At 57.3% G+C, this 16,792-nt stretch carries 19 protein-coding genes; 6 read left to right on the top strand and 13 right to left on the bottom strand.

What is annotated here, in order from left to right; all coding sequences use genetic code 11:
* Positions 1–169 precede the first annotated feature (169 nt).
* Genes Q362_RS0101860 through Q362_RS22650 form a run of 4 tightly spaced genes read left to right on the top strand, consistent with a single transcriptional unit; the run spans position 170 to position 2,133 of the window.
* A complete protein-coding gene (locus tag Q362_RS0101860) occupies positions 170–424 on the top strand; it encodes a hypothetical protein (RefSeq protein WP_028317285.1) in 255 nt (84 codons plus the stop codon).
* Positions 425–427: 3 nt separating this feature from the next.
* Positions 428–1,168 carry a helix-turn-helix domain-containing protein gene (locus Q362_RS0101855; protein WP_028317284.1) on the top strand — a complete coding sequence of 247 codons (741 nt, stop codon included), beginning with the start codon at positions 428–430 and terminating at the stop codon, positions 1,166–1,168.
* 3 nt (positions 1,169–1,171) lie between these two features.
* The gene (locus tag Q362_RS22655) at positions 1,172–1,621 is read left to right on the top strand and encodes a helix-turn-helix domain-containing protein (RefSeq protein WP_084312173.1); all 450 of its coding nucleotides are present in this window, start codon (positions 1,172–1,174) and stop codon (positions 1,619–1,621) included.
* A 35-nt stretch (positions 1,622–1,656) separates the two neighbouring features.
* Entirely contained in the window at positions 1,657–2,133 is a 477-nt protein-coding gene (locus Q362_RS22650) for an ATP-binding protein (RefSeq protein ID WP_084312171.1), read from the top strand.
* A 76-nt stretch (positions 2,134–2,209) separates the two neighbouring features.
* Here Q362_RS22650 and topA read toward each other — a convergent pair whose 3' ends face one another.
* Positions 2,210–4,228 carry a type I DNA topoisomerase gene (gene topA / locus Q362_RS0101840; RefSeq protein ID WP_028317283.1) on the bottom strand — a complete coding sequence of 673 codons (2,019 nt, stop codon included), beginning with the start codon at positions 4,226–4,228 and terminating at the stop codon, positions 2,210–2,212.
* 54 nt (positions 4,229–4,282) lie between these two features.
* On the opposite strand from topA, the gene Q362_RS0101835 reads away from it, so the two are divergent.
* Together Q362_RS0101835 and Q362_RS0101830 are read left to right on the top strand one after the other, a co-directional pair.
* A complete protein-coding gene (locus Q362_RS0101835) occupies positions 4,283–4,582 on the top strand; it encodes a type II toxin-antitoxin system RelE/ParE family toxin (RefSeq protein WP_028317282.1) in 300 nt (99 codons plus the stop codon).
* 3 nt (positions 4,583–4,585) lie between these two features.
* On the top strand, positions 4,586–4,876 hold the full coding sequence (locus Q362_RS0101830; RefSeq protein WP_028317281.1) for an addiction module antidote protein: 291 nt from the start codon (positions 4,586–4,588) through the stop codon (positions 4,874–4,876).
* A gap of 15 nt (positions 4,877–4,891) precedes the next feature.
* Here Q362_RS0101830 and Q362_RS0101825 read toward each other — a convergent pair whose 3' ends face one another.
* The 12 genes from Q362_RS0101825 to Q362_RS0101770 form a co-directional block, all read right to left on the bottom strand.
* Positions 4,892–5,047: a hypothetical protein gene (locus tag Q362_RS0101825; protein WP_169737349.1), complete on the bottom strand. Its 156-nt coding sequence runs from the start codon at positions 5,045–5,047 to the stop codon at positions 4,892–4,894.
* Between the two features lie 44 nt (positions 5,048–5,091).
* Positions 5,092–5,760 (bottom strand): lytic transglycosylase domain-containing protein, encoded by a 669-nt coding sequence (locus Q362_RS21860; protein WP_051553482.1) that lies wholly within the window; start codon positions 5,758–5,760, stop codon positions 5,092–5,094.
* Positions 5,757–9,113 carry an AcrIF11 family anti-CRISPR ADP-ribosyltransferase gene (locus Q362_RS23975; protein ID WP_051553480.1) on the bottom strand — a complete coding sequence of 1,119 codons (3,357 nt, stop codon included), beginning with the start codon at positions 9,111–9,113 and terminating at the stop codon, positions 5,757–5,759. Before Q362_RS23975 ends, Q362_RS21860 begins: the two co-directional genes overlap by 4 nt.
* Positions 9,103–9,288: a hypothetical protein gene (locus Q362_RS18655; protein ID WP_035215250.1), complete on the bottom strand. Its 186-nt coding sequence runs from the start codon at positions 9,286–9,288 to the stop codon at positions 9,103–9,105. Before Q362_RS18655 ends, Q362_RS23975 begins: the two co-directional genes overlap by 11 nt.
* 8 nt (positions 9,289–9,296) lie before the next feature.
* On the bottom strand, positions 9,297–9,815 hold the full coding sequence (gene traF, locus Q362_RS0101800; RefSeq protein WP_028317279.1) for a conjugative transfer signal peptidase TraF: 519 nt from the start codon (positions 9,813–9,815) through the stop codon (positions 9,297–9,299).
* Positions 9,793–11,724 carry a type IV secretory system conjugative DNA transfer family protein gene (locus tag Q362_RS18650; RefSeq protein ID WP_084312169.1) on the bottom strand — a complete coding sequence of 644 codons (1,932 nt, stop codon included), beginning with the start codon at positions 11,722–11,724 and terminating at the stop codon, positions 9,793–9,795. Before Q362_RS18650 ends, traF begins: the two co-directional genes overlap by 23 nt.
* Positions 11,725–11,848: 124 nt before the next feature.
* A complete protein-coding gene (locus tag Q362_RS0101790) occupies positions 11,849–13,027 on the bottom strand; it encodes a TrbI/VirB10 family protein (RefSeq protein ID WP_028317278.1) in 1,179 nt (392 codons plus the stop codon).
* An 8-nt stretch (positions 13,028–13,035) separates the two neighbouring features.
* On the bottom strand, positions 13,036–13,455 hold the full coding sequence (locus tag Q362_RS22640; RefSeq protein ID WP_084312167.1) for a lytic transglycosylase domain-containing protein: 420 nt from the start codon (positions 13,453–13,455) through the stop codon (positions 13,036–13,038).
* An 8-nt stretch (positions 13,456–13,463) separates the two neighbouring features.
* Positions 13,464–14,867 (bottom strand): shufflon system plasmid conjugative transfer pilus tip adhesin PilV, encoded by a 1,404-nt coding sequence (gene pilV / locus Q362_RS21850; RefSeq protein WP_051553474.1) that lies wholly within the window; start codon positions 14,865–14,867, stop codon positions 13,464–13,466.
* Between the two features lie 2 nt (positions 14,868–14,869).
* Complete coding sequence (gene pilM / locus Q362_RS0101780; protein ID WP_028317277.1) at positions 14,870–15,343, bottom strand: type IV pilus biogenesis protein PilM; 474 nt, start codon at positions 15,341–15,343, stop codon at positions 14,870–14,872.
* An 11-nt stretch (positions 15,344–15,354) separates the two neighbouring features.
* Positions 15,355–16,290: an ATPase, T2SS/T4P/T4SS family gene (locus Q362_RS0101775; protein WP_028317276.1), complete on the bottom strand. Its 936-nt coding sequence runs from the start codon at positions 16,288–16,290 to the stop codon at positions 15,355–15,357.
* Between the two features lie 2 nt (positions 16,291–16,292).
* A complete protein-coding gene (locus Q362_RS0101770) occupies positions 16,293–16,787 on the bottom strand; it encodes a type 4 pilus major pilin (protein WP_028317275.1) in 495 nt (164 codons plus the stop codon).
* Positions 16,788–16,792: the final 5 nt, after the last annotated feature.

Below are 16,792 nucleotides of genomic sequence, written 5' to 3'. Positions count from 1 at the left end.
TTTTTTGGTTTCAGGGGAAGAATAACCCCGCTAGCAGCGGGCGAGTGATACCATTCATCAGATCCATGGCCGGCAGATCAGGCCGGCGCTGAGATCAAAATGGTATCATCCAGGGCACCCTCGATGCGCCTGGCCAGCTCCTTTTTGATACCAAACGGAGGGAAACGACATGGCTTTTACCTGTAGGACAGATGAACATCACGAGCAGATTCTGAAAAGAATCTGCGAAAAACAACGGATCACCAAGCAAAAAGCCTTACTCCACATCGTGGAGCGGTTCGAGGAGGTTTGCGAAGCACGAGACCGGAATGCCCGGCGAGTCGCAGACCTCGAAGCCGAACTGTCCCGGCTGAAAAAGGCGGTCGCGCTCAAAATTGAGGCGGACAAAAAATTATTCAACTGTCTACAAAAAACCGGGGAGTGAATAATGGCTCGCAAAAGCGGGGTAACTCCTCAGCGTGTCGTGGACCTTTTAACCAAAGCTGTTGGTGAAAAGAGTCAAAGTGCTGTGGCGAGGGAATCAGGCCTAACCCTGTCAACCGTTCAGCGATATCTCAAAGGGATAGGTGAGCCAACGCACGAAAACCTCAGAAAGTTGGCCGATTATTTTGACGTATCTGTGCCTTGGCTACGTGGCGATGATCCGAAGGAATACGAGGAAGCAAAAAAGCGTCTCGATGATAGTAGTTATCAGGCAACCATTAGATGGATCGTCTACAATAAAGACGAACTCATCATGTCGGGTCCGTGCGCATTGGTAGCCCACCTATTTGGCCGCACCAACGAAAAGGTTCTTGACGATCTTCGCCGTGCGGGGCGCCATAATGCGGCAGAAAATGACAAAGAACCGATGAGGGAAAAGGCGAAAAACAATGAGCAGTTAAACAGCCGCATTACCGAGTTATCCTTATCGGAATTTTTGAATAACGAGGAAAATCAAATAGTTGTTTTGGAAAAAATAATTAACATGCTCCGGAAAAACGAAGAATGGGGGAGGCATGGATTGTTTGCAAAAATTGCTGAACAAACAGGTTTCTCCCAATCCTACATAGGGAGAGTGCTTACAGGAAAACAGCCGCTTAGAGAGAATTTTGTTGAAAAAATTGCAGGTTATTTAGGAGTGTCTGTACATTGGCTGCGTGGCGAGGATTCGCGTGATGCGAGGTGATGCATGAAGGAAACTTATCCGAGAGTCGTTGAACTCTTGAGGCAGCACATACCGGCAAAAATTAGCCGCAATGAATTCTGTCGATTGACAGGAATAAACCGAAATAGCGTTGACAGGTATCTTGCGGGCTTGGGTTGTCCTACCGACGAAACCCTTGTGAAATTGAGCGATTATTTTGATGTATCCATACCATGGTTGCGAGGTGAAGACGATGACTCGGGGGCGCTGCCCACACAAGCAAAAAATGCCAAACAGCGACGCAAATATCTAAACGACTATCGCGCCGCAGCAAGGGAAATGGAACTGGCCGAGATGTGTATTGGCATACTGGAAAGGATGAGTTGCAAAACAGCACAGCGTTGCGTGAAAGAAATGAAAGCTGTGCAGCAAGAGGCGCTGACACAGATGGATATTGCGGCCGAAGGGCTGGGCGCACCTTATCCAACAAGGTGAAAATGTGAAACCTTTCGGCTCAGCGCTCCCAGCCACTGTTTTTTTCGGATCGGGCGAGGCCCAAAGCCTGTTCACAATTCTTATTAAGACCTGCCCACGCCAGCATTCAGAATGCACTCAGCGAACTCTTCAAAAATGCCCATGATGCATATGCCGCTCATGTGCGTGTGGATTATTTTGAAGATTCCGGGCCAAAGGATAAAGGTTTTATCATAGTGAGGGATGATGGTATTGGGATGACCCGCCATGATTTTGAAGAAAAATGGTTGGTTCTCGGTACCGAAAGCAAGGTTGGGGATGCTTCTTCAAACCATTTCCGTCCTGACGGCATGAAACGTCGTCCGATTACCGGAGAAAAAGGAATCGGACGGTTGGCAATAGCTCTGCTCGGCAGTCAGGTGTTGGTACTCACGCGGGCGCAACGGGAGGACGGCCTTCATGATTTAGTTGCGTGTTGGCTCCATTGGGGTCTTTTTGAAATTCCCGGGCGGGGCCTCCGGAGCTGGTTTTGATACCAGTTTTGCCTGGCCAGGTTGAGGACCTGGTGCTTGATTGATACCAATGCCGCCTTGCTGCCGAGGTAGCCACTCATGATTGCTTTTTCTTTTCCGCCTTCTCGAAGTCCGGGGTGCCGTCTTCTTTGACATCAAAGGAAGCCTTGCATCCTGCCTTGAAGCCCGAGCAGCCGAAAAAGTCATAAGGCTTGCCCGCCTTGCTGGTCCCTGTGCGCCGGATCAGCGGCTTGCCACATTTCGGACAATCAAAACCACTCGGCTCCAGAGCCTTTTTTTCCTGGCGGTCGCCAGGCACCCCGCCCGCATCGGCGAAGGTAGCCGGGCAATCCGGATAACCCGAGCACGACCAAAAGTTGTACCCTTTTTTGTCCTTGGAGTCGGCTTTGACCATGTGCCGGAGCGGCTTGCCGCAATCCGGGCATTTCGGCGAGGTCTTAACCACAAATTGCCCCAACTCTTGATCAAGCTGGGAATGGGCGGCGGAGACGACAGCCAGATATTGAACCTGGCCTTCCGCGATCCGGTCCAGGTCCTCCTCCATCTGGCGCGTGAACTCATAATCGAGGAATGCGAAGTAATCGACGAGGGAATCCACAACCTTTTCACCCTTGGCCGTGGGCACCAGTTGACGCTTCTCCAGTTGGAGGTATCCTCGGCCGGTGATGTTGTCCAAGATGGCCGCATAAGTGGATGGCCGGCCTATGCCGCGATGCTCCAGCTCCTTGATCAGCGCGGCCTCGGTGTATCGTGCCGGCGGCTTGGTTTTCTTGGTCAACACCGTGGCTGCCTGCGGCGAGAGTTGGCGGCCAGGTTCCACCTGCGGCACCTGGTTTTCAGGCTCCTCGTCGTCCTCGTCGGTCTCGTCCTTGGCCGTCAACGCCTTCCAGCCAGGCTCGATCAAAGCCCGACCCCTTGCCTCGAAGACGACGGCCTGTTTACCGTCCACGGTGCCCGTCAGCGTCACCACGCGCACGGCAAACACCGCGTCCGACAACTGGCTGGCAATGGCCCGCAACCGAATCATCCGGTACAACGCCTTTTCTTCCTCCGTCTCCCCTGCCTCCTCTACCTCGATATGCGTCGGCCGGATCGCCTCATGAGCTTCCTGTGCCCCAGCCTTGCTTTTCCAGGCCCTCGGTTTGGCCGGGAGCGGATAGTCATGCTGACCAGCCCAGCTCCGGATCGCTGCTACAGCCTCCTCCGAGAGGTTCGGCGAGTCGGTGCGCATATAAGTAATATGGCCGGCCTCATAAAGCTTTTGCGCCAGCTCCATTGTCCGCTTCGGGTTGATCTTCAAGGCGGCGCTGGCCGCCTGCTGCAAGGTCGACGTGACAAACGGTGCAGGCGGCGCAGCCTTGCTTTCGGATTCCTGGCAATCCGACACCTCCAGGGCACTGACGGCGGCAACCTGGGCGGCAATAGCCTTGTCGAGGATGTATTCCTCTCCCTCGGCCAGCCAACCGCGTTTTGGCAACCAGGCTGCTTTCCAGCCGTCTGTGATATGCTCGGCCGCTTCAAACGTCAGTTCTACGCCGTAATGCACCGTGACGCGGAAATTGCGGATGGCGCGTTCACGATCCACGACCAAGCGCACCGCCGGTGACTGTACACGGCCGGCCGAGAAGCGTTCCCCAACCTGCCGGGACAGCACCGGCGAAACCATGTACCCGACCAGGCGGTCCAGGACCCGGCGGCCTTCCTGCGCGGCCACCAGGTCACGGTCGACGCTCCGGGCGTTGCCCAGGGCGGCTTTGACCGCCGTGTCGGTGATCTCGGTATAAGTGATCCGCTTTGCTCCTTTGAGGCGCAGGGCATCTTCAAGATGCCAGGCGATTGCCTCACCTTCCCGGTCCGGATCGGTCGCCAGATAGACGGCTTCGGCATCCTTGGCCGCAGATGCCAATTTTGCCAAAACATCTTTGCCGCGATCCGTCGGGACATAATGCGGCCGGAAATCAGGCGGCTCGACGCCTATTTCCTTTTCCGGCAAGTCGCGGACGTGACCCACGCTTGCCATGACCCGGAACGATGCCCCAAGAAATGATTGAATTTTTTTTATCTTGCCGGGTGATTCCACTATTACGAGGTTCATTTATTTTCTCCTTAATGGTTGACAATTTGTAGCGTATACGCTACAAATATCGATATGGAATACGAAATAGAAAAGACGCAAATCTTTGACGAGTGGCTGCAAAACCTTCGGGACCGGCAGGCCGTATTGGCAATAGCCAACAGGCTTACCCGCGTGGCCGCCGGCAACTTTGGCGACCATCGAAGTCTTGAAAAAGGCGTGTCTGAATTGCGATTTTTTATTGGCCCCGGATACCGGATTTACTACGCAATCCGGCAAGCGAGAATTGTACTGCTGCTTGGTGGCGGTGACAAAACCAGCCAGAAGGCGGACCTTCGGCGGGCGATTGCCACGTTGCGGAACTTGGAGGAATGAAAAATGACGACTGAAACGACAGCCTGGAATCCTTTTGACTACTTTGAGAGCCAGGAAGAAATTAACCAATACCTCGCCGATGCTTTTCTTGACGACGACCCCCGCGTTTTCCTTGTTGCCTTGGGATTTCTGGCAAAAAAAAGAGGAATGGCGGAGGTGGCGAAACGCGCCGGAGTCAATCGGGAAAACCTGTACCGCTCCCTTTCCGGCCAGGGCAACCCCGAATATGCGACGGTGGCAAAGGTCATTCGGGCCTTGGGAATCAAAATGATCCCTGGAAAAGCGACCGCATAGGGTCTTTTCCATCTTTCACTCTCCATCCAGCTTATAGTTGACCCACCCAGCAACGGAGCCGGTGGCGTCGAGACAAAGCAGCATGCGCTTGGCTTGCTGGCATTTGCTCCGAGCGCCGGCATAAGCCCGCTTGCCCTCGGCGTCCTGCTGCCGGGCGATGGTCTCTTTCATCCGCCTTTCAAAATAGGCGATCCGCTTTAACAAACATTCCCGCGTCATGATTTCCGCAACCGCTGTACGAAGGGACTGTCCTTTTTTTCCTCTCGGGCGACCTGGCCGCCGGCGCGGCGCTCGACCACCAATGACGAGGTGGTACGGGTCAGGATGACCGGCGCGGCCGGCGATGGCACTGCAACAGACGGAGCTGGTTTCTTTACCGCCTCGGCTCGGGTAACCGGCCCCCGGGCCAGAGCGGCTTTAACCAGCTCGGCATATTTTCGGCCTCTGGCCGGATCAGGCGAGTGGTAAGCGGCAATCGCGTCCCAGGTACGGCCGAGGCGCTGCATTTCCTGCTTCAAAATCCAGGAGCCCAAATAAATATTGGCCTCCGGGTCAAAGGCTGCTTCGAGCGGAATGCCATATCTCCGCAGCCATTGACTGTTGACCTGCATAACGCCGGAGTCGAACGACTGGCCGGCGGCGGCCGCAGCTCTGGCAGTTCGCAGGGCTTTTTCCTTGGAGTCAAAGATATAGCTCCGGCCCTCGATGTTGAGCGCCCAGGGCGACCCGCCGGATTCGACGTGCGCAATGGCTCGCGTCACGTCGGCGGGTACATCCACGGCCGCTGCCGCCGCGTCAAACATTGGCGCGAGTGGGGGCGACGGCCGCCCCCACGCCGGCCAAAGAATCAGGGTGGCCACCAGAGCTGCGGCCATGCGGTTCATCGTTCAGCCCCCTGATTATGGCTTCCCTGCACGCGAAGGGGCCAGACTACCTGCTTTTCCACGGCATCGATGCCGCGCGATTTATGGAGGTCGTTGAAATCCGTGAGTTTGTTCGCACGTTCCTCACGGGAAAAGTTTGGCATGGTGAGTTTGCCGCCAACTGCTTGGGCCGCTTCCCTGGCTTTTTCCAGGCCCACGTTGTTGCTCAGATGATGGTCGTCGTCGGCGCAGATCGTGATTTCGGCTTGAGGATGACGTGCCCGCAACTGCTCCGCCACCGCCACAAGATTGTGTGCGTTGAACGCCACTGCTACTGGCTTGCCGGTAGCCATGTGCAGGCTGGCGGCCGTGGCGTAGCCCTCGGCCACCAGGATGGAGCCGGCATATTCGCCTTGCAGAAACTCTTTCACAGGCGCTGTTTTGAGCAGCATATCCTCCGGCAAGATGAGGAAGGCCGCCCCGTTCTGCGGGCAATCCTTCTCCATCCGCTTGCGACTGTCCGGCATGATGTGTTGGACAGTCTGGATGCGGCCGGTTTTCAAGTCGTATCCCGGCACCAACAGATTGCCGTTGTGATCCTGCTTGACGCCGGCAAAAGCCCCTATTCCCTTGTTCGCGAGATAGGGATTATCCGCTGGCGCGGGCACAGCATTGATCCACTTGGCATATGCTCGTTTCATACCGCGCTCTTGCGCCTGCTGTCGTTCTTCGTTGCGTTCGGCCACGCGCTGTTGCGCCGTCTCGCGCAGAGATTCTTTTTCTGCGCCGGTTAATGTGTGCCCGGTGGAATACCATTTCATCGTATGTTCACCGGTTTTGAAGTTCCGGAGCCAACCGGCCGGCCGGCCGTCTCCATAACCGCAATACGCTCCGTCTTTCGCACCTGGCTTTCCGCCCTCGACCGGCACCCGGTGCACCTCTCCGTCCATAATCGGCGGACCGTCGAGGATCAAGCCGGCCTCCTGGAGACGCTGGGCAAACTCATCGACAGGCGAGACGGCCACCGGCGGCGGCAAGGGCTCTTTGGAAGGCAGCCAGGCTTGCAGTGGGGCAAGGTCCGTCCCTTCGGGCGCGTACCAGCGTTTTTCCTCACGGTCCCACTTCGCGCCGGCGGCTTTGGCCGTGTCCTTCTCTTTGTAGGGCACGTTCAGGATAGTTTTTTCCTGGGCAATCTCTGGGGCATCAAGCGTCCCTTGCCTCTGCTCGCCGTCAAAAACCAGCACATTGCGAGACGAAAAATGGGGAGCCAATTTGTCCAAAATCTGGCGTCTCTCTTCCGGTGAAGCCGGTTCGGCTTCAAGCGCTTCCATTTTTGCCTGTGCCAACGACGCCAATTTTCGGCCGTCGTCAAGTTCCGGCGCGTTCGGGTCCAGAATGCGGGCTGTTTCCGTGGTAATGCTCAAGTTTGTCGTCAAAGCGGCCTGCGGATCGTTCAGAACCACCGCCACAAGAAGGCCATCATTGCCGCCGGGTTCCACCTGGCCGCTCTGCTTTGTCGCAATAGCAGCCTCTTCCTCGTTCCACGGCACATCACGGCCGGCAATAATGTCTGCCGTAATCGGCTCGCTGTAGCCGGCTGCCACAAGAATTGCCTTGGCCTGGTCACTTTGGGCCAGGGCAACCGCCTGTTCCAGCGATTGAGGGTTATCAGTCCAACCGGTTAGAATCACCGGCCGGCCATCGGCAAAAACAGCGGCATGCTCGTTGTCCCTTGCCGGCGCGGTCGTCAGGTACTTGGCGGGAGCCAGTGTAGACAGCTTGAGCAAACGGCTCAGTTCGGCCTTAAAGTCCGACTGTCCCAGCTCTGGTTGCGGGCCATCGACGGTGAACCCTTGGCGGGTGTCGGCCTCCTGTTGGTCTTCTCTGATCTCTGCCCTCACTTCAACCCCTGGGAGCACCAAATATGATGTCCCATGTTCGTCACTCATTGCTACGGCATGATAACCGAGGAGTCTCGCAACTTCGCCGCGAATACGTTGGGCTTCCCATGTGGCCTCTCCAACCGTGTCCTCCCTGAAAACACGCAGCAAATCGTCGTCATCTATACGGTCAGTGCGGTCGTCAATCACGGCTTCATACGCAACATCGTAATCTTCAGATGATTCGATCCAATGCATTGCGTCGCGCAGTGCCGTTTCCACCTTTTCTGCGTCAATCTCATAGGAAAGATCGTGCTGAGTCAAGATACGTGATTTAGGAATATCGACCACATACATGTGTCCATCATTATGACTTGCCGCGGCCTCCCGGCTACTGTTAAAAAAAAGGCCGCCAAAGGGGTTCCCAGGGCCGAAACCACCTTTTATTTCTGAAAGGCCGGCGTTGCCGCCATGGTACAGCCGCACGCCATTGTCGGTCTCCTGGTGTGGTTGATTTGATTGGCTGGCATCGCCGCTCGACGGGGCCGTGCTGGTAGCAGAGGGATGGACGGATCCAACGGTTTGCGCCTGCTGCTGTTCTTGTTCCAAGCCCATGACATATTCCTTGATTTGTTCCGCATCGCGGCAGGCCCGCATGATTTCATAGGGGTCTTTTTGCAGGACCGCTACCCAGCTATCGACATACGACAGATGTTGCTCGGGCAAATGCGGCAGCCCTACTTCCTGATTCAGCATCCAGGACGAGATTTCAGCTCGCAACTCCTCGCGGGCGTACTGCTCGGAGCCATACGGGCCAAACTCCCGGTTTAACCGGGAGGGATGCCCCGAATAATGGCCGAGCTCATGCAGCGCGGTGCTGTAATACGCACCTGCATCCGGGAAACTTTCTTTCGGCGGCAAATGAATTTCGTCGGTCGACGGCCGATAAAAAGCCCGGTCCTGCTGATCGTGGGTGATCGAAGCCCCGGACGCGGCCAGGATGGCCTCTCCCTTGTCCTCCGGCACCCAGCCCAGGGGTTGCGGCTCGAATGCCGGGATGTCCTGGCCGTCCAACGTCATCAGTTGGCTGGCGTGAAATACCGGATAGACATGCAGTCGGGGTCGGTCCAGCCTGACCGTCTCCGTTTTTTCCTGGCCGTGGCCGTCCAACTCGGGCTTGCCGGTGGCATCGAGCACTTTTTGTTTGGCTTCCCACTGCCAGAAGACCACCTGTTGAGCTCTGGAGCCTTTTTTGACGCGCCAGCCCTGGTCGTTGGCCTGACGCATCGTCATCCATCGGGGGTCGGCGTAGCCACGGCTCAACATGACGGCGTTGATTCCCTTGTAGACGGTGCCGGTCACCGGATTCATCGGCCGGTGATACTCGCCGGCTTTCCACGGCTTTTGCCAGGGCGCGGTCCCCTCTTTTAGGTCCTGAATGATTTGCGCTGCAAACCGTTCGGAAACGCTTTGACGCTCTTTTTTAGATTCCATCGGGCTCGACCTCCAACTGGGCTTCCAGTATGTCGGCCGGGTCCTCGTCGCCGGGGAACGCGCCCATAAAATCGGCAACGTCCGGATCGGCAGGGATGCCGATGCCTGGGTTATCCACAGCCTGCATTTCTACAGTGCGGGCTGCTGCTGCGAGATAGTCTGTTTCTTTGGTCATGATTTCCTCTATGGTTGAGTTAAAAGGACCGGTTGCACCGGCCGGACCGCCGCAAGCGGAATCAGGCCGAAATACCGGCTGTCAAAACTGCCAGCGTTATATCTCGACAGCACCAGCGCCTTGCCCGGCGGGATCACGCCGGGGATCAGAGACGCGGCCGGCATGCTGCGGCCGGCGCTGTCGGTTTCGGCACGGCGGCTGTTCAGAAGCCGCTGGCCGTTCACGGCCAGGCCGTGATCATCCATTTCCAGCCGGTCACCGGGCAAGCCGGCCACCTGCTTGAGCAACGGCCGCAAGCCCGACGGACAGGAACCGGCGGCAAGGTAGCCGCGCTCCCGAGCCATGCCGGCAGCGGAGCTGGAGGACTCCAGGCAAAAAAAAACAAAGGCGTCTCGATAAGGTGGGCCGGAGGCGATCCGGTACAATCCACGCGGCATGGATGCCGTGATATTGATTCGGTAGCCGGCATACCAGCCCCACAGCATCACGGCCGAGAGCACGAGGCTAACTGCGTAGAAACTTTTCATACTCGTCCTTGGTAATCCCCCTGCCGCCCGTGGGTGTCGCCGAGGCCATGGTGGCGGTCAGTCGATCAGAGACCGCCGGCCGCGCGATTTTCGCGCGAGCTGAGAACACCGGGTCCAGGAAGTACAAGATTTGCCGGCCGTAGATCGGCGGCTGTCCGGCGGTGAAAATCAGCATGTCGCCCGGAGCCGTGACCTTGCCGGCCGCGTCCTTTTGCGGACCGGGCAGGCGCAGGCATTCATCCGGAGTCAACAGCGGGCGTGAGGTCTCGGAGACGCTGAGGGACCGGGAACCGCCGCCCTTCCCCCGGCTGAGTGAAGCCTTTTTGGTTACCACCGTGGTGGTGCCGGTCAGTTTGGAAAGGTATTCCGCCGTCTCCGGCAGGTTGGGCGCGTAGGCAATCCGCACATGGCAGTTTGCCATGAGCGCGTTGTCCTGGCCGTAGGCCGCGCTCAACTGTTTGGTGTCCTGGACGATGAAGTAGCCCTTCACGCCGTAGCCGGCCATGTAGGCAATGGCGTGCTCGATGATCGGCAGCCGACCGAGGCTGGTAAACTCATCCAGCATCAACAAGAGCCGATGCCGATAGCCCGCCGCACTGGTGCCGCCGGCGAACTCCATTTTTTCCGTCAGCCGGCCGAGGAGCTGAGTCATGAAGATACGCAACAACGGCCGCAGCCGGGCAATGTCGCCAGGAGGAATAACCAGGTACAGATTGACGGGCTTTTCATGGTTCATCAGGTCGCTGATCCGAAAGTTGCAGGTCGATATGTTCCGGGCGACAACCGGGTCTCGATACAAAGCCAGGTTGCTTGTGGCCGTGGAGACCACGCCGGCCATTTCCTTATCCGCTTTAGCCAGCATGCCGCTGGCGGCGGATGCACAGAAAATATGGGCGGCGCGGCCTTGATCCGGCGACACGTCGGGATACAGATCGGCGAGCATAACCGCATGGTCCGTATCAATGATTTCCTCGAACAGCGCCGCCGGGCCGCCGTCGCGGTCCGGGTCTTCGAGCATCACCGACACGTCATACAGGCTGGCCGGTCGGTGCTCCCGGTGCCGGGTCACCAGTAGACAATGCAGGAGCACGCCGCCAAAGAAGCCGAACGCGGCCTTGTTCCAGTAATCGGTCAGACCCTTGCCCTCGGGGTCGAGGACCATGTTCGCGATCTGCTGCACGTCGGCTATGGCTCGTTCGCTCTCTAGCCGGATTTCCTCCAGGGGGTTGAAGTTCGCGGCCGTGCCCTCCGGATCGGAAGGCTCAAACCGCAACACCGTATGCCCCTGGCTCTTGAGATGGCCGGCGGTGAGCGCGTAGTTCTCGCCCTTGATGTCCAGGACCACAGAAGAGTGCTCCCAGGCCAGCAGTGTCGGCAGGATCAGGCCGACACCCTTGCCGCTTCTGGTCGGAGCGAAGCACAGAATGTGCTCCGGGCCATTGTGCCGCAGGTAGAGCTGCTCCCGCTTCTGCTTGTCCCACCAGCCGCCGACGTAGACACCCTTGCCGGCGAAATAGCTCATTTGCTCAATGTCCTTGCGGGTTGCCCAGCGAGCCGTACCATGCAGATCGTCGCGGCCCTTGGGCATTTGCATGCTGTAGGCGTACAGCATGCCGGCGAGTAAGAGAGGAGTGGCGAACAACAGCAAACCCTGGTCCGTGATCCGCTCCACCTCGGGCGAGGTCAACACCGGCGACCAGTGCAGAATCTCCCAGGGTGCATACCACCACCGGGAAAGCGCCCGAAACGGCCGGCCAAGGGTCTCGTGATGGCCGTACATCGTACCGATGCGCTGCATGGTCCACATCAGGACCGCACCGGCCCACATCAGCAGGCCCACCAACACGACCCAACGCCAAGGGCTTTTGCCGGCAGTTCGCTGGATATGTCCATAAAGTTGTTCGGGCATGATGTTCTCCGAATGGTTTTGGTATCAAAAGGGAGTTGGTCCGGAGCAGCGAGGGTGCCCTGGGTGATACCATTTTGATCTCAGCGCCGGCCTGATCGGCCGGCCATGGATCTGACGAGTGGTATCAACCCCGGTACGGCTCCCGGAATACGACGTCCTTGGTCACGATGACGTTGAACTGGTAGCCGGGCCTGATTTCCAGGGTCGGTTTGATGTTCAGATTTTTTTGTAGGAGGCTCATGGTCGTCTGGCCCATTTGCGCGGCAAGGGCTGACGCCATGGCATCCTGCACCGTCGTTTTATTGCTGTCCTCGTCGCTGTTGCTGACGCTATCCATAGCATAGCTGCTGCCGCCGGTGATCATGCTCATGAGCATCGCCGAGCCGAAGATACGCCAGTAATGGTTATTCACCTGGTCATGGAAACCGGCATAGCCTTCCATGTCGGCACCGGGCATGGCTCCGAGGGTGACGGCGGAGCCGTCCGGGAACACCAATCTGTTCCAGGCGATCAGCACGCGCTCCTGGCCGTACACGACGCGGGAGTCGTACCGACCGAAGAGCTTTGCGCCCTGGGGTACAATCAAATGCTGGTGGGTGGCAGTGTCGTAGACGTTCTGCGCCACCTGTGCTATCAGGTGGCCGGGCAGGTCGGAGTTGACACCGCTGACCATGATCCCCGGTATCACCGTGCCGGTCTTGATTTCAAAAGGATGGCCCGCCTCGCGGGTATAGGGAGATAGCCAGTCGTTTTTGCCGGCGCTCGCCCGATCAAGAAATTGCTCCTTTTCCCGGTCGGCTGATCCTTCCGGCGAGGATGCGGACGGCTCGACGGCCGCAACAGCGGGCTGCGCCACCGCCATTCGAGGGGCTGCCGGTGCTTCGGTGGAGCTGGTGCTTGCAGCGGTGCTCCGCTTTGCCAGAAGCGGCGAGGTCAGCGCGGTCATGTAGGCTTGCTCCTTGGCTTGCTGCCGGCGCAGCTCATCGCGGTGCGCTTCTTGATCGTCGCGGACCACGACCAGCGGCTTATCCTTTTTCTCCCCTGTCGGGGGTGGCGGTGTAACCACCGCCGGGCTGTCCGGGGGAAGAGACGCCAAGCCATGCCCTTCCACGGTCGCCAGCCCACTGCCGGAAACGGCCGATTCTGTTTTTTTCTCCGGCGCTTTCTCTGCCGGCGGCTTGTTGACGCTGTAGTACAGGACGCTGCTGAGGCCGATCAGCATCAAGGCCACCACGGCCAAGGGCCATTTTTTCATGCGGGCGACTTCCGGTTTCGGAGGCTTCAAGCTGTTGGGACTTTCCATCGTTTTCCTCATTTCAACTGCAACCAAATACGATAGACATCTGCTGCATAGGCATCGCGCAGATGCGGTGTTTCACTGTGGTATGCACCTACTGCGGCCCATGTGTTTCCGTACTTCGCAATCATCCTCTTGTAATGCCACGCGCCGACATAGATATTTTTGCATTGATCGCTATCGGCAAGGTCGCCTTGAGTAACGCCATAAGAAGATAATTTTTTAAGGTGAATAGAATTTATTTGCATGCAGCCAACATCAACAGAACCATTCTTGTTTTTTCTAATTGTTGAGTCACAGCGACGATTTTCTTTTTTTGAAATTGCTCTCAGCACGTTGGCGTTTATCCCCTGATATGCTGCGGCAGCGTCGAAACAATCGGCATTTGCAGTCGTAGCAACAAACAACGACAAAATAATAAAATAACTTAACATCGCTTAAACTATTGATCAAAACAGGTCATTGTCGGACAGTTATTACTAAAACTTCCAAACTGCCAGTTATATACTTGGCTTCCGAAAGAGTTTGTCCCTACATAGCTAACAGGGATAGTGTACGCATAAGCATTTCCTGCGGAATTACCAGTCGCACAATATATATGATTTCCAATATTGTAAGTTCCGGGCGTACAAGTGCCATAAGTAGACACTTTTAGCGCCGCCTGGTTATTCAACTGACTCATCCACTTATTTATGGATCGCAGGTAGATATCGTTGAGATTTGCCGAACCAACGGCATTTTGTGCGGCGCTGTTGTCGCCAGATGATCCATTGCGCAAAATTAACCCCCAAGTCTCATTAGCGACATTCACGGTGCCGCTATTGATGTCGCCACTAGAGATATTGGCACGGGAACCATCATAATGCTGGACATAGAAAGTGCCGGATTGCCTTACTGCGCTGTTTGAGCCGTCCCCGTAGTAGCTCGATGAACCTACTCGAATGTTATTTCCGGCGGGCACTTGTACAGAATTTGTGTTGAGATTCCCCGATTGATCAACACTAAGCGTAGATGCGGTTCTTGCAGAGTTCATCAATCGCAAAGTGCCGTTGATGTTTTCCACGTGCACTGATTGCCCGTTGGCGCCGACGAGTTGAATTGAGCCTCCTACGCCCGATTGGTCACGGGCAACGACACGTCCATTGCCCGCGCTGATATTGCCGGTGGCGGTGACCGAAGCAGCGTTGACCGCGCCGGCATTATTGATGTCGTTGGCGCCCATATCGAGCGCCGTGTTCATTCTGTTGAGTTGCGGCTGACCAGGGACAGCGTTGCGGTACAGATAATTGCTTTCGGCGGCCGAGTTGGTGTAGCTCACCATGGCCGCAGGAGTGCCGGCCGTGGGCGAGTATCCGGCTGTCGAGAGCGACCAGCCGCCATAAGAGCCATACGCTTTATCCGGCGCATACAACGCGCTGTCGTTGAGGGGCACAAAGCCGCCGGCAGCGCCGACGATGCTGGCAATCTTGCTCGCTTGCTTGTCGGCGATGGCCGCGCCGCCGGTGGCCATCACCAGGGCTTGCAACTGGCCGGTGACCGGTTGCAAAACCTGCACTTGCCACGTCTGGCCATAGGGGTTGGTTTCGCCGAAAGAATTGGGCAAAAGGCCGGTGGCCTGGAGCATCGGCACCGTGATAACGGCCGGCGCGGAGGCTGTAGCGTGCGACTGGATAGCAGTCGCATTCTGCTGAATATATTCGGTGGCGGCCGTGATCAGTAGTTGTTGCTGCTGTGCGGTAGCCACGGCGCGGGCATTGTCATTGCTGATTTGCGTATAATGCCCAAACGTGGGAATGATCATTATGCCGATCAGGGCGGCGAACATTACTCCTAGAATTTCACTCATGATTATTTCCCCATTTGGAGGATTGAAACGACGGCTCCATCTGGCACTGCCACCGCAAGCGGCTGGGCCGTGGTCCCCGGTGTAAGACTGGTCCAGGTGGCACCGGATGCAAAACCAAACGATGCGTCATGGTCGGTGACATCGAGCACGGTAGCGATTGCGCCTGCCGGCAGCAGCGCATAACAGGTGACAATGCGCCCGGTGGCGCCGGTGGCCGTGACAGCATTGCCAGCGGCGGCTAGAAAATCAGCGGAGAACTGGCCACCAAGTTGATTTGCCGGCACCGTGCCGACAAAACTCTGGTGCTGGTCCTGGTAGGCCATCACCGCGTTCCGGTAGGCAACGAATGCCTCCCCGGCCTGCACGGCCTGCGTCACAACCGAGGCGGGCGCCGACTGAACGGAACGGTGGCGCTCAATGCCGACCAGGCTGAGGAAAAAGAGCAGCACCATCAACGGCCACAAATAAAATCCCATATTCCCCTCCCTTACGGCAACTTACCCATGACGAAGTTCCGGCGTTGCCGCTCAACCTCGCTTTTAAGCAGGTGAAAGTTGCCATCGCGGACGATGGAACGGAGACCATCGGCGACCTGGCCACTCATCCAGATAGGTTCGACCGACAATATCCGCGAGGGCTTGCCCGGCTCGGCATGCGAAAGGCGCAGATGAACTCCGACCCGCAACCCATCAGCGAGCGCGGCTGCCGCATCGTCACCCGCCAGCCGTGACAGCCGGGCAAGCCCGGTCAACAGATCACCGGCATGAAAGGTCGTGACGACCAGGTGGCCACTGGTGGCGGCGGCAATGGCCTCGCGTACCGCCAAGCCGTCGCGGACCTCGCCGATAAAAATAATATTGGGCGTCGTGCGCAGCATGTGCCGGACCGCTGGACCGATTTCATCGTCGCTGGAAGCCTCGATTTGATAGCACCAGCCCTTGCCGTGCTGACCCTGCAAGGGCAGCTCTATCGGGTTTTCAATCGTCCAGCAGACCCCGCCGAAGGCCGCCAGTCGTTCACGGATAAACGACGTTGCCAATGTTGTTTTCCCCGACCCGGCCTTGCCGATAAACACAACCAGGCCTTCTTTAAGGCTGGGATCGAGCAGCTTGTCTGCAATGGACTGCGGCACACCCAAACTGACTAGCGAGCCGGGCAGGGGCCGGTAGCGACGGCAAACAAAAACCAACTGGCCGTCCGCGACCGTAACCCGCGCAACCCTCATTCTGAGGTCACCGCCCCAATCAACCCGGAAGGTGGGGTTGGTGGAGGCGGTTTCAAGCTGCTTGCGCAGCTCCGTCAACTCCGATCCCAACTCCGGCGGAATAGCGGTGACTGTCAGGGTGTCCGGCGTCTCTTTGCACCAACTCGTCAAAGGCGAGTCGGTGACAAAGAGATCGGAAAAAACAAGGTCGCGTAGCATGCTCATCGACCGGAAGTAATAGTGATCGAGTTGGTAGTGGCATTGCAGGCAGTCACGACAGCGGCCATGTTTACCGGCAATGTCAGCCCCGTTCCGTTCACTGCCAGATTGGTGGCAGAACTGCCGGCAGCGCCCAAAATGCTGGCGAGTTTGGAGCAGGCATCGTCCGGAATATTGGTCGTGGTAATGTCGAACCGCGATGACACCGACGGGTTGACGGCGATGGTGACCGCGCCGCCCCAGGGGTTTATCAGCGCGGTGCCGCTGATCATGTCGGGCGGCGCCAGGCCGGCGGTGATGGCTACTGCACTGCTCAAGTCGGTAAACGACGTGTGCGTGCTGAACAACCCTTGCGTGTTCGCCTGGAGTTGCGTGATTGAACTTATGGCTTTGTGTGTTTTGTCTTGACCGAGGGTCATGTAGAAGAGAGCAACGACTGCAACAGCACCCAAAATTACCATTAAATACTTGAATAGCGTTCCAAGAATTTCACTCATTTTTT

This window comes from Desulfobulbus elongatus DSM 2908 (assembly GCF_000621145.1).
GTDB lineage: Bacteria > Desulfobacterota > Desulfobulbia > Desulfobulbales > Desulfobulbaceae > Desulfobulbus > Desulfobulbus elongatus.
The sequence above is the reverse complement of the archived record's forward strand: the minus strand, read 5'-3'. Positions and strand labels throughout refer to the sequence as shown.

What these genes read in the sequence shown, in the direction of transcription:
- Q362_RS0101860 (WP_028317285.1), top strand. Translation starts at nt 170, where the DNA reads ATGGCTTTTACCTGTAGGACAGATGAACATCACGAGCAGATTCTGAAA.
- Q362_RS0101855 (WP_028317284.1), top strand. Translation starts at nt 428, where the DNA reads ATGGCTCGCAAAAGCGGGGTAACTCCTCAGCGTGTCGTGGACCTTTTA.
- Q362_RS22655 (WP_084312173.1), top strand. Translation starts at nt 1,172, where the DNA reads ATGAAGGAAACTTATCCGAGAGTCGTTGAACTCTTGAGGCAGCACATA.
- topA (WP_028317283.1), bottom strand. Translation starts at nt 4,228, where the DNA reads ATGAACCTCGTAATAGTGGAATCACCCGGCAAGATAAAAAAAATTCAA.
- Q362_RS0101835 (WP_028317282.1), top strand. Translation starts at nt 4,283, where the DNA reads ATGGAATACGAAATAGAAAAGACGCAAATCTTTGACGAGTGGCTGCAA.
- Q362_RS0101830 (WP_028317281.1), top strand. Translation starts at nt 4,586, where the DNA reads ATGACGACTGAAACGACAGCCTGGAATCCTTTTGACTACTTTGAGAGC.
- Q362_RS0101825 (WP_169737349.1), bottom strand. Translation starts at nt 5,047, where the DNA reads ATGAAAGAGACCATCGCCCGGCAGCAGGACGCCGAGGGCAAGCGGGCT.
- Q362_RS21860 (WP_051553482.1), bottom strand. Translation starts at nt 5,760, where the DNA reads ATGAACCGCATGGCCGCAGCTCTGGTGGCCACCCTGATTCTTTGGCCG.
- Q362_RS23975 (WP_051553480.1), bottom strand. Translation starts at nt 9,113, where the DNA reads ATGGAATCTAAAAAAGAGCGTCAAAGCGTTTCCGAACGGTTTGCAGCG.
- Q362_RS18655 (WP_035215250.1), bottom strand. Translation starts at nt 9,288, where the DNA reads ATGACCAAAGAAACAGACTATCTCGCAGCAGCAGCCCGCACTGTAGAA.
- traF (WP_028317279.1), bottom strand. Translation starts at nt 9,815, where the DNA reads ATGAAAAGTTTCTACGCAGTTAGCCTCGTGCTCTCGGCCGTGATGCTG.
- Q362_RS18650 (WP_084312169.1), bottom strand. Translation starts at nt 11,724, where the DNA reads ATGCCCGAACAACTTTATGGACATATCCAGCGAACTGCCGGCAAAAGC.
- Q362_RS0101790 (WP_028317278.1), bottom strand. Translation starts at nt 13,027, where the DNA reads ATGGAAAGTCCCAACAGCTTGAAGCCTCCGAAACCGGAAGTCGCCCGC.
- Q362_RS22640 (WP_084312167.1), bottom strand. Translation starts at nt 13,455, where the DNA reads ATGTTAAGTTATTTTATTATTTTGTCGTTGTTTGTTGCTACGACTGCA.
- pilV (WP_051553474.1), bottom strand. Translation starts at nt 14,867, where the DNA reads ATGAGTGAAATTCTAGGAGTAATGTTCGCCGCCCTGATCGGCATAATG.
- pilM (WP_028317277.1), bottom strand. Translation starts at nt 15,343, where the DNA reads ATGGGATTTTATTTGTGGCCGTTGATGGTGCTGCTCTTTTTCCTCAGC.
- Q362_RS0101775 (WP_028317276.1), bottom strand. Translation starts at nt 16,290, where the DNA reads ATGCTACGCGACCTTGTTTTTTCCGATCTCTTTGTCACCGACTCGCCT.
- Q362_RS0101770 (WP_028317275.1), bottom strand. Translation starts at nt 16,787, where the DNA reads ATGAGTGAAATTCTTGGAACGCTATTCAAGTATTTAATGGTAATTTTG.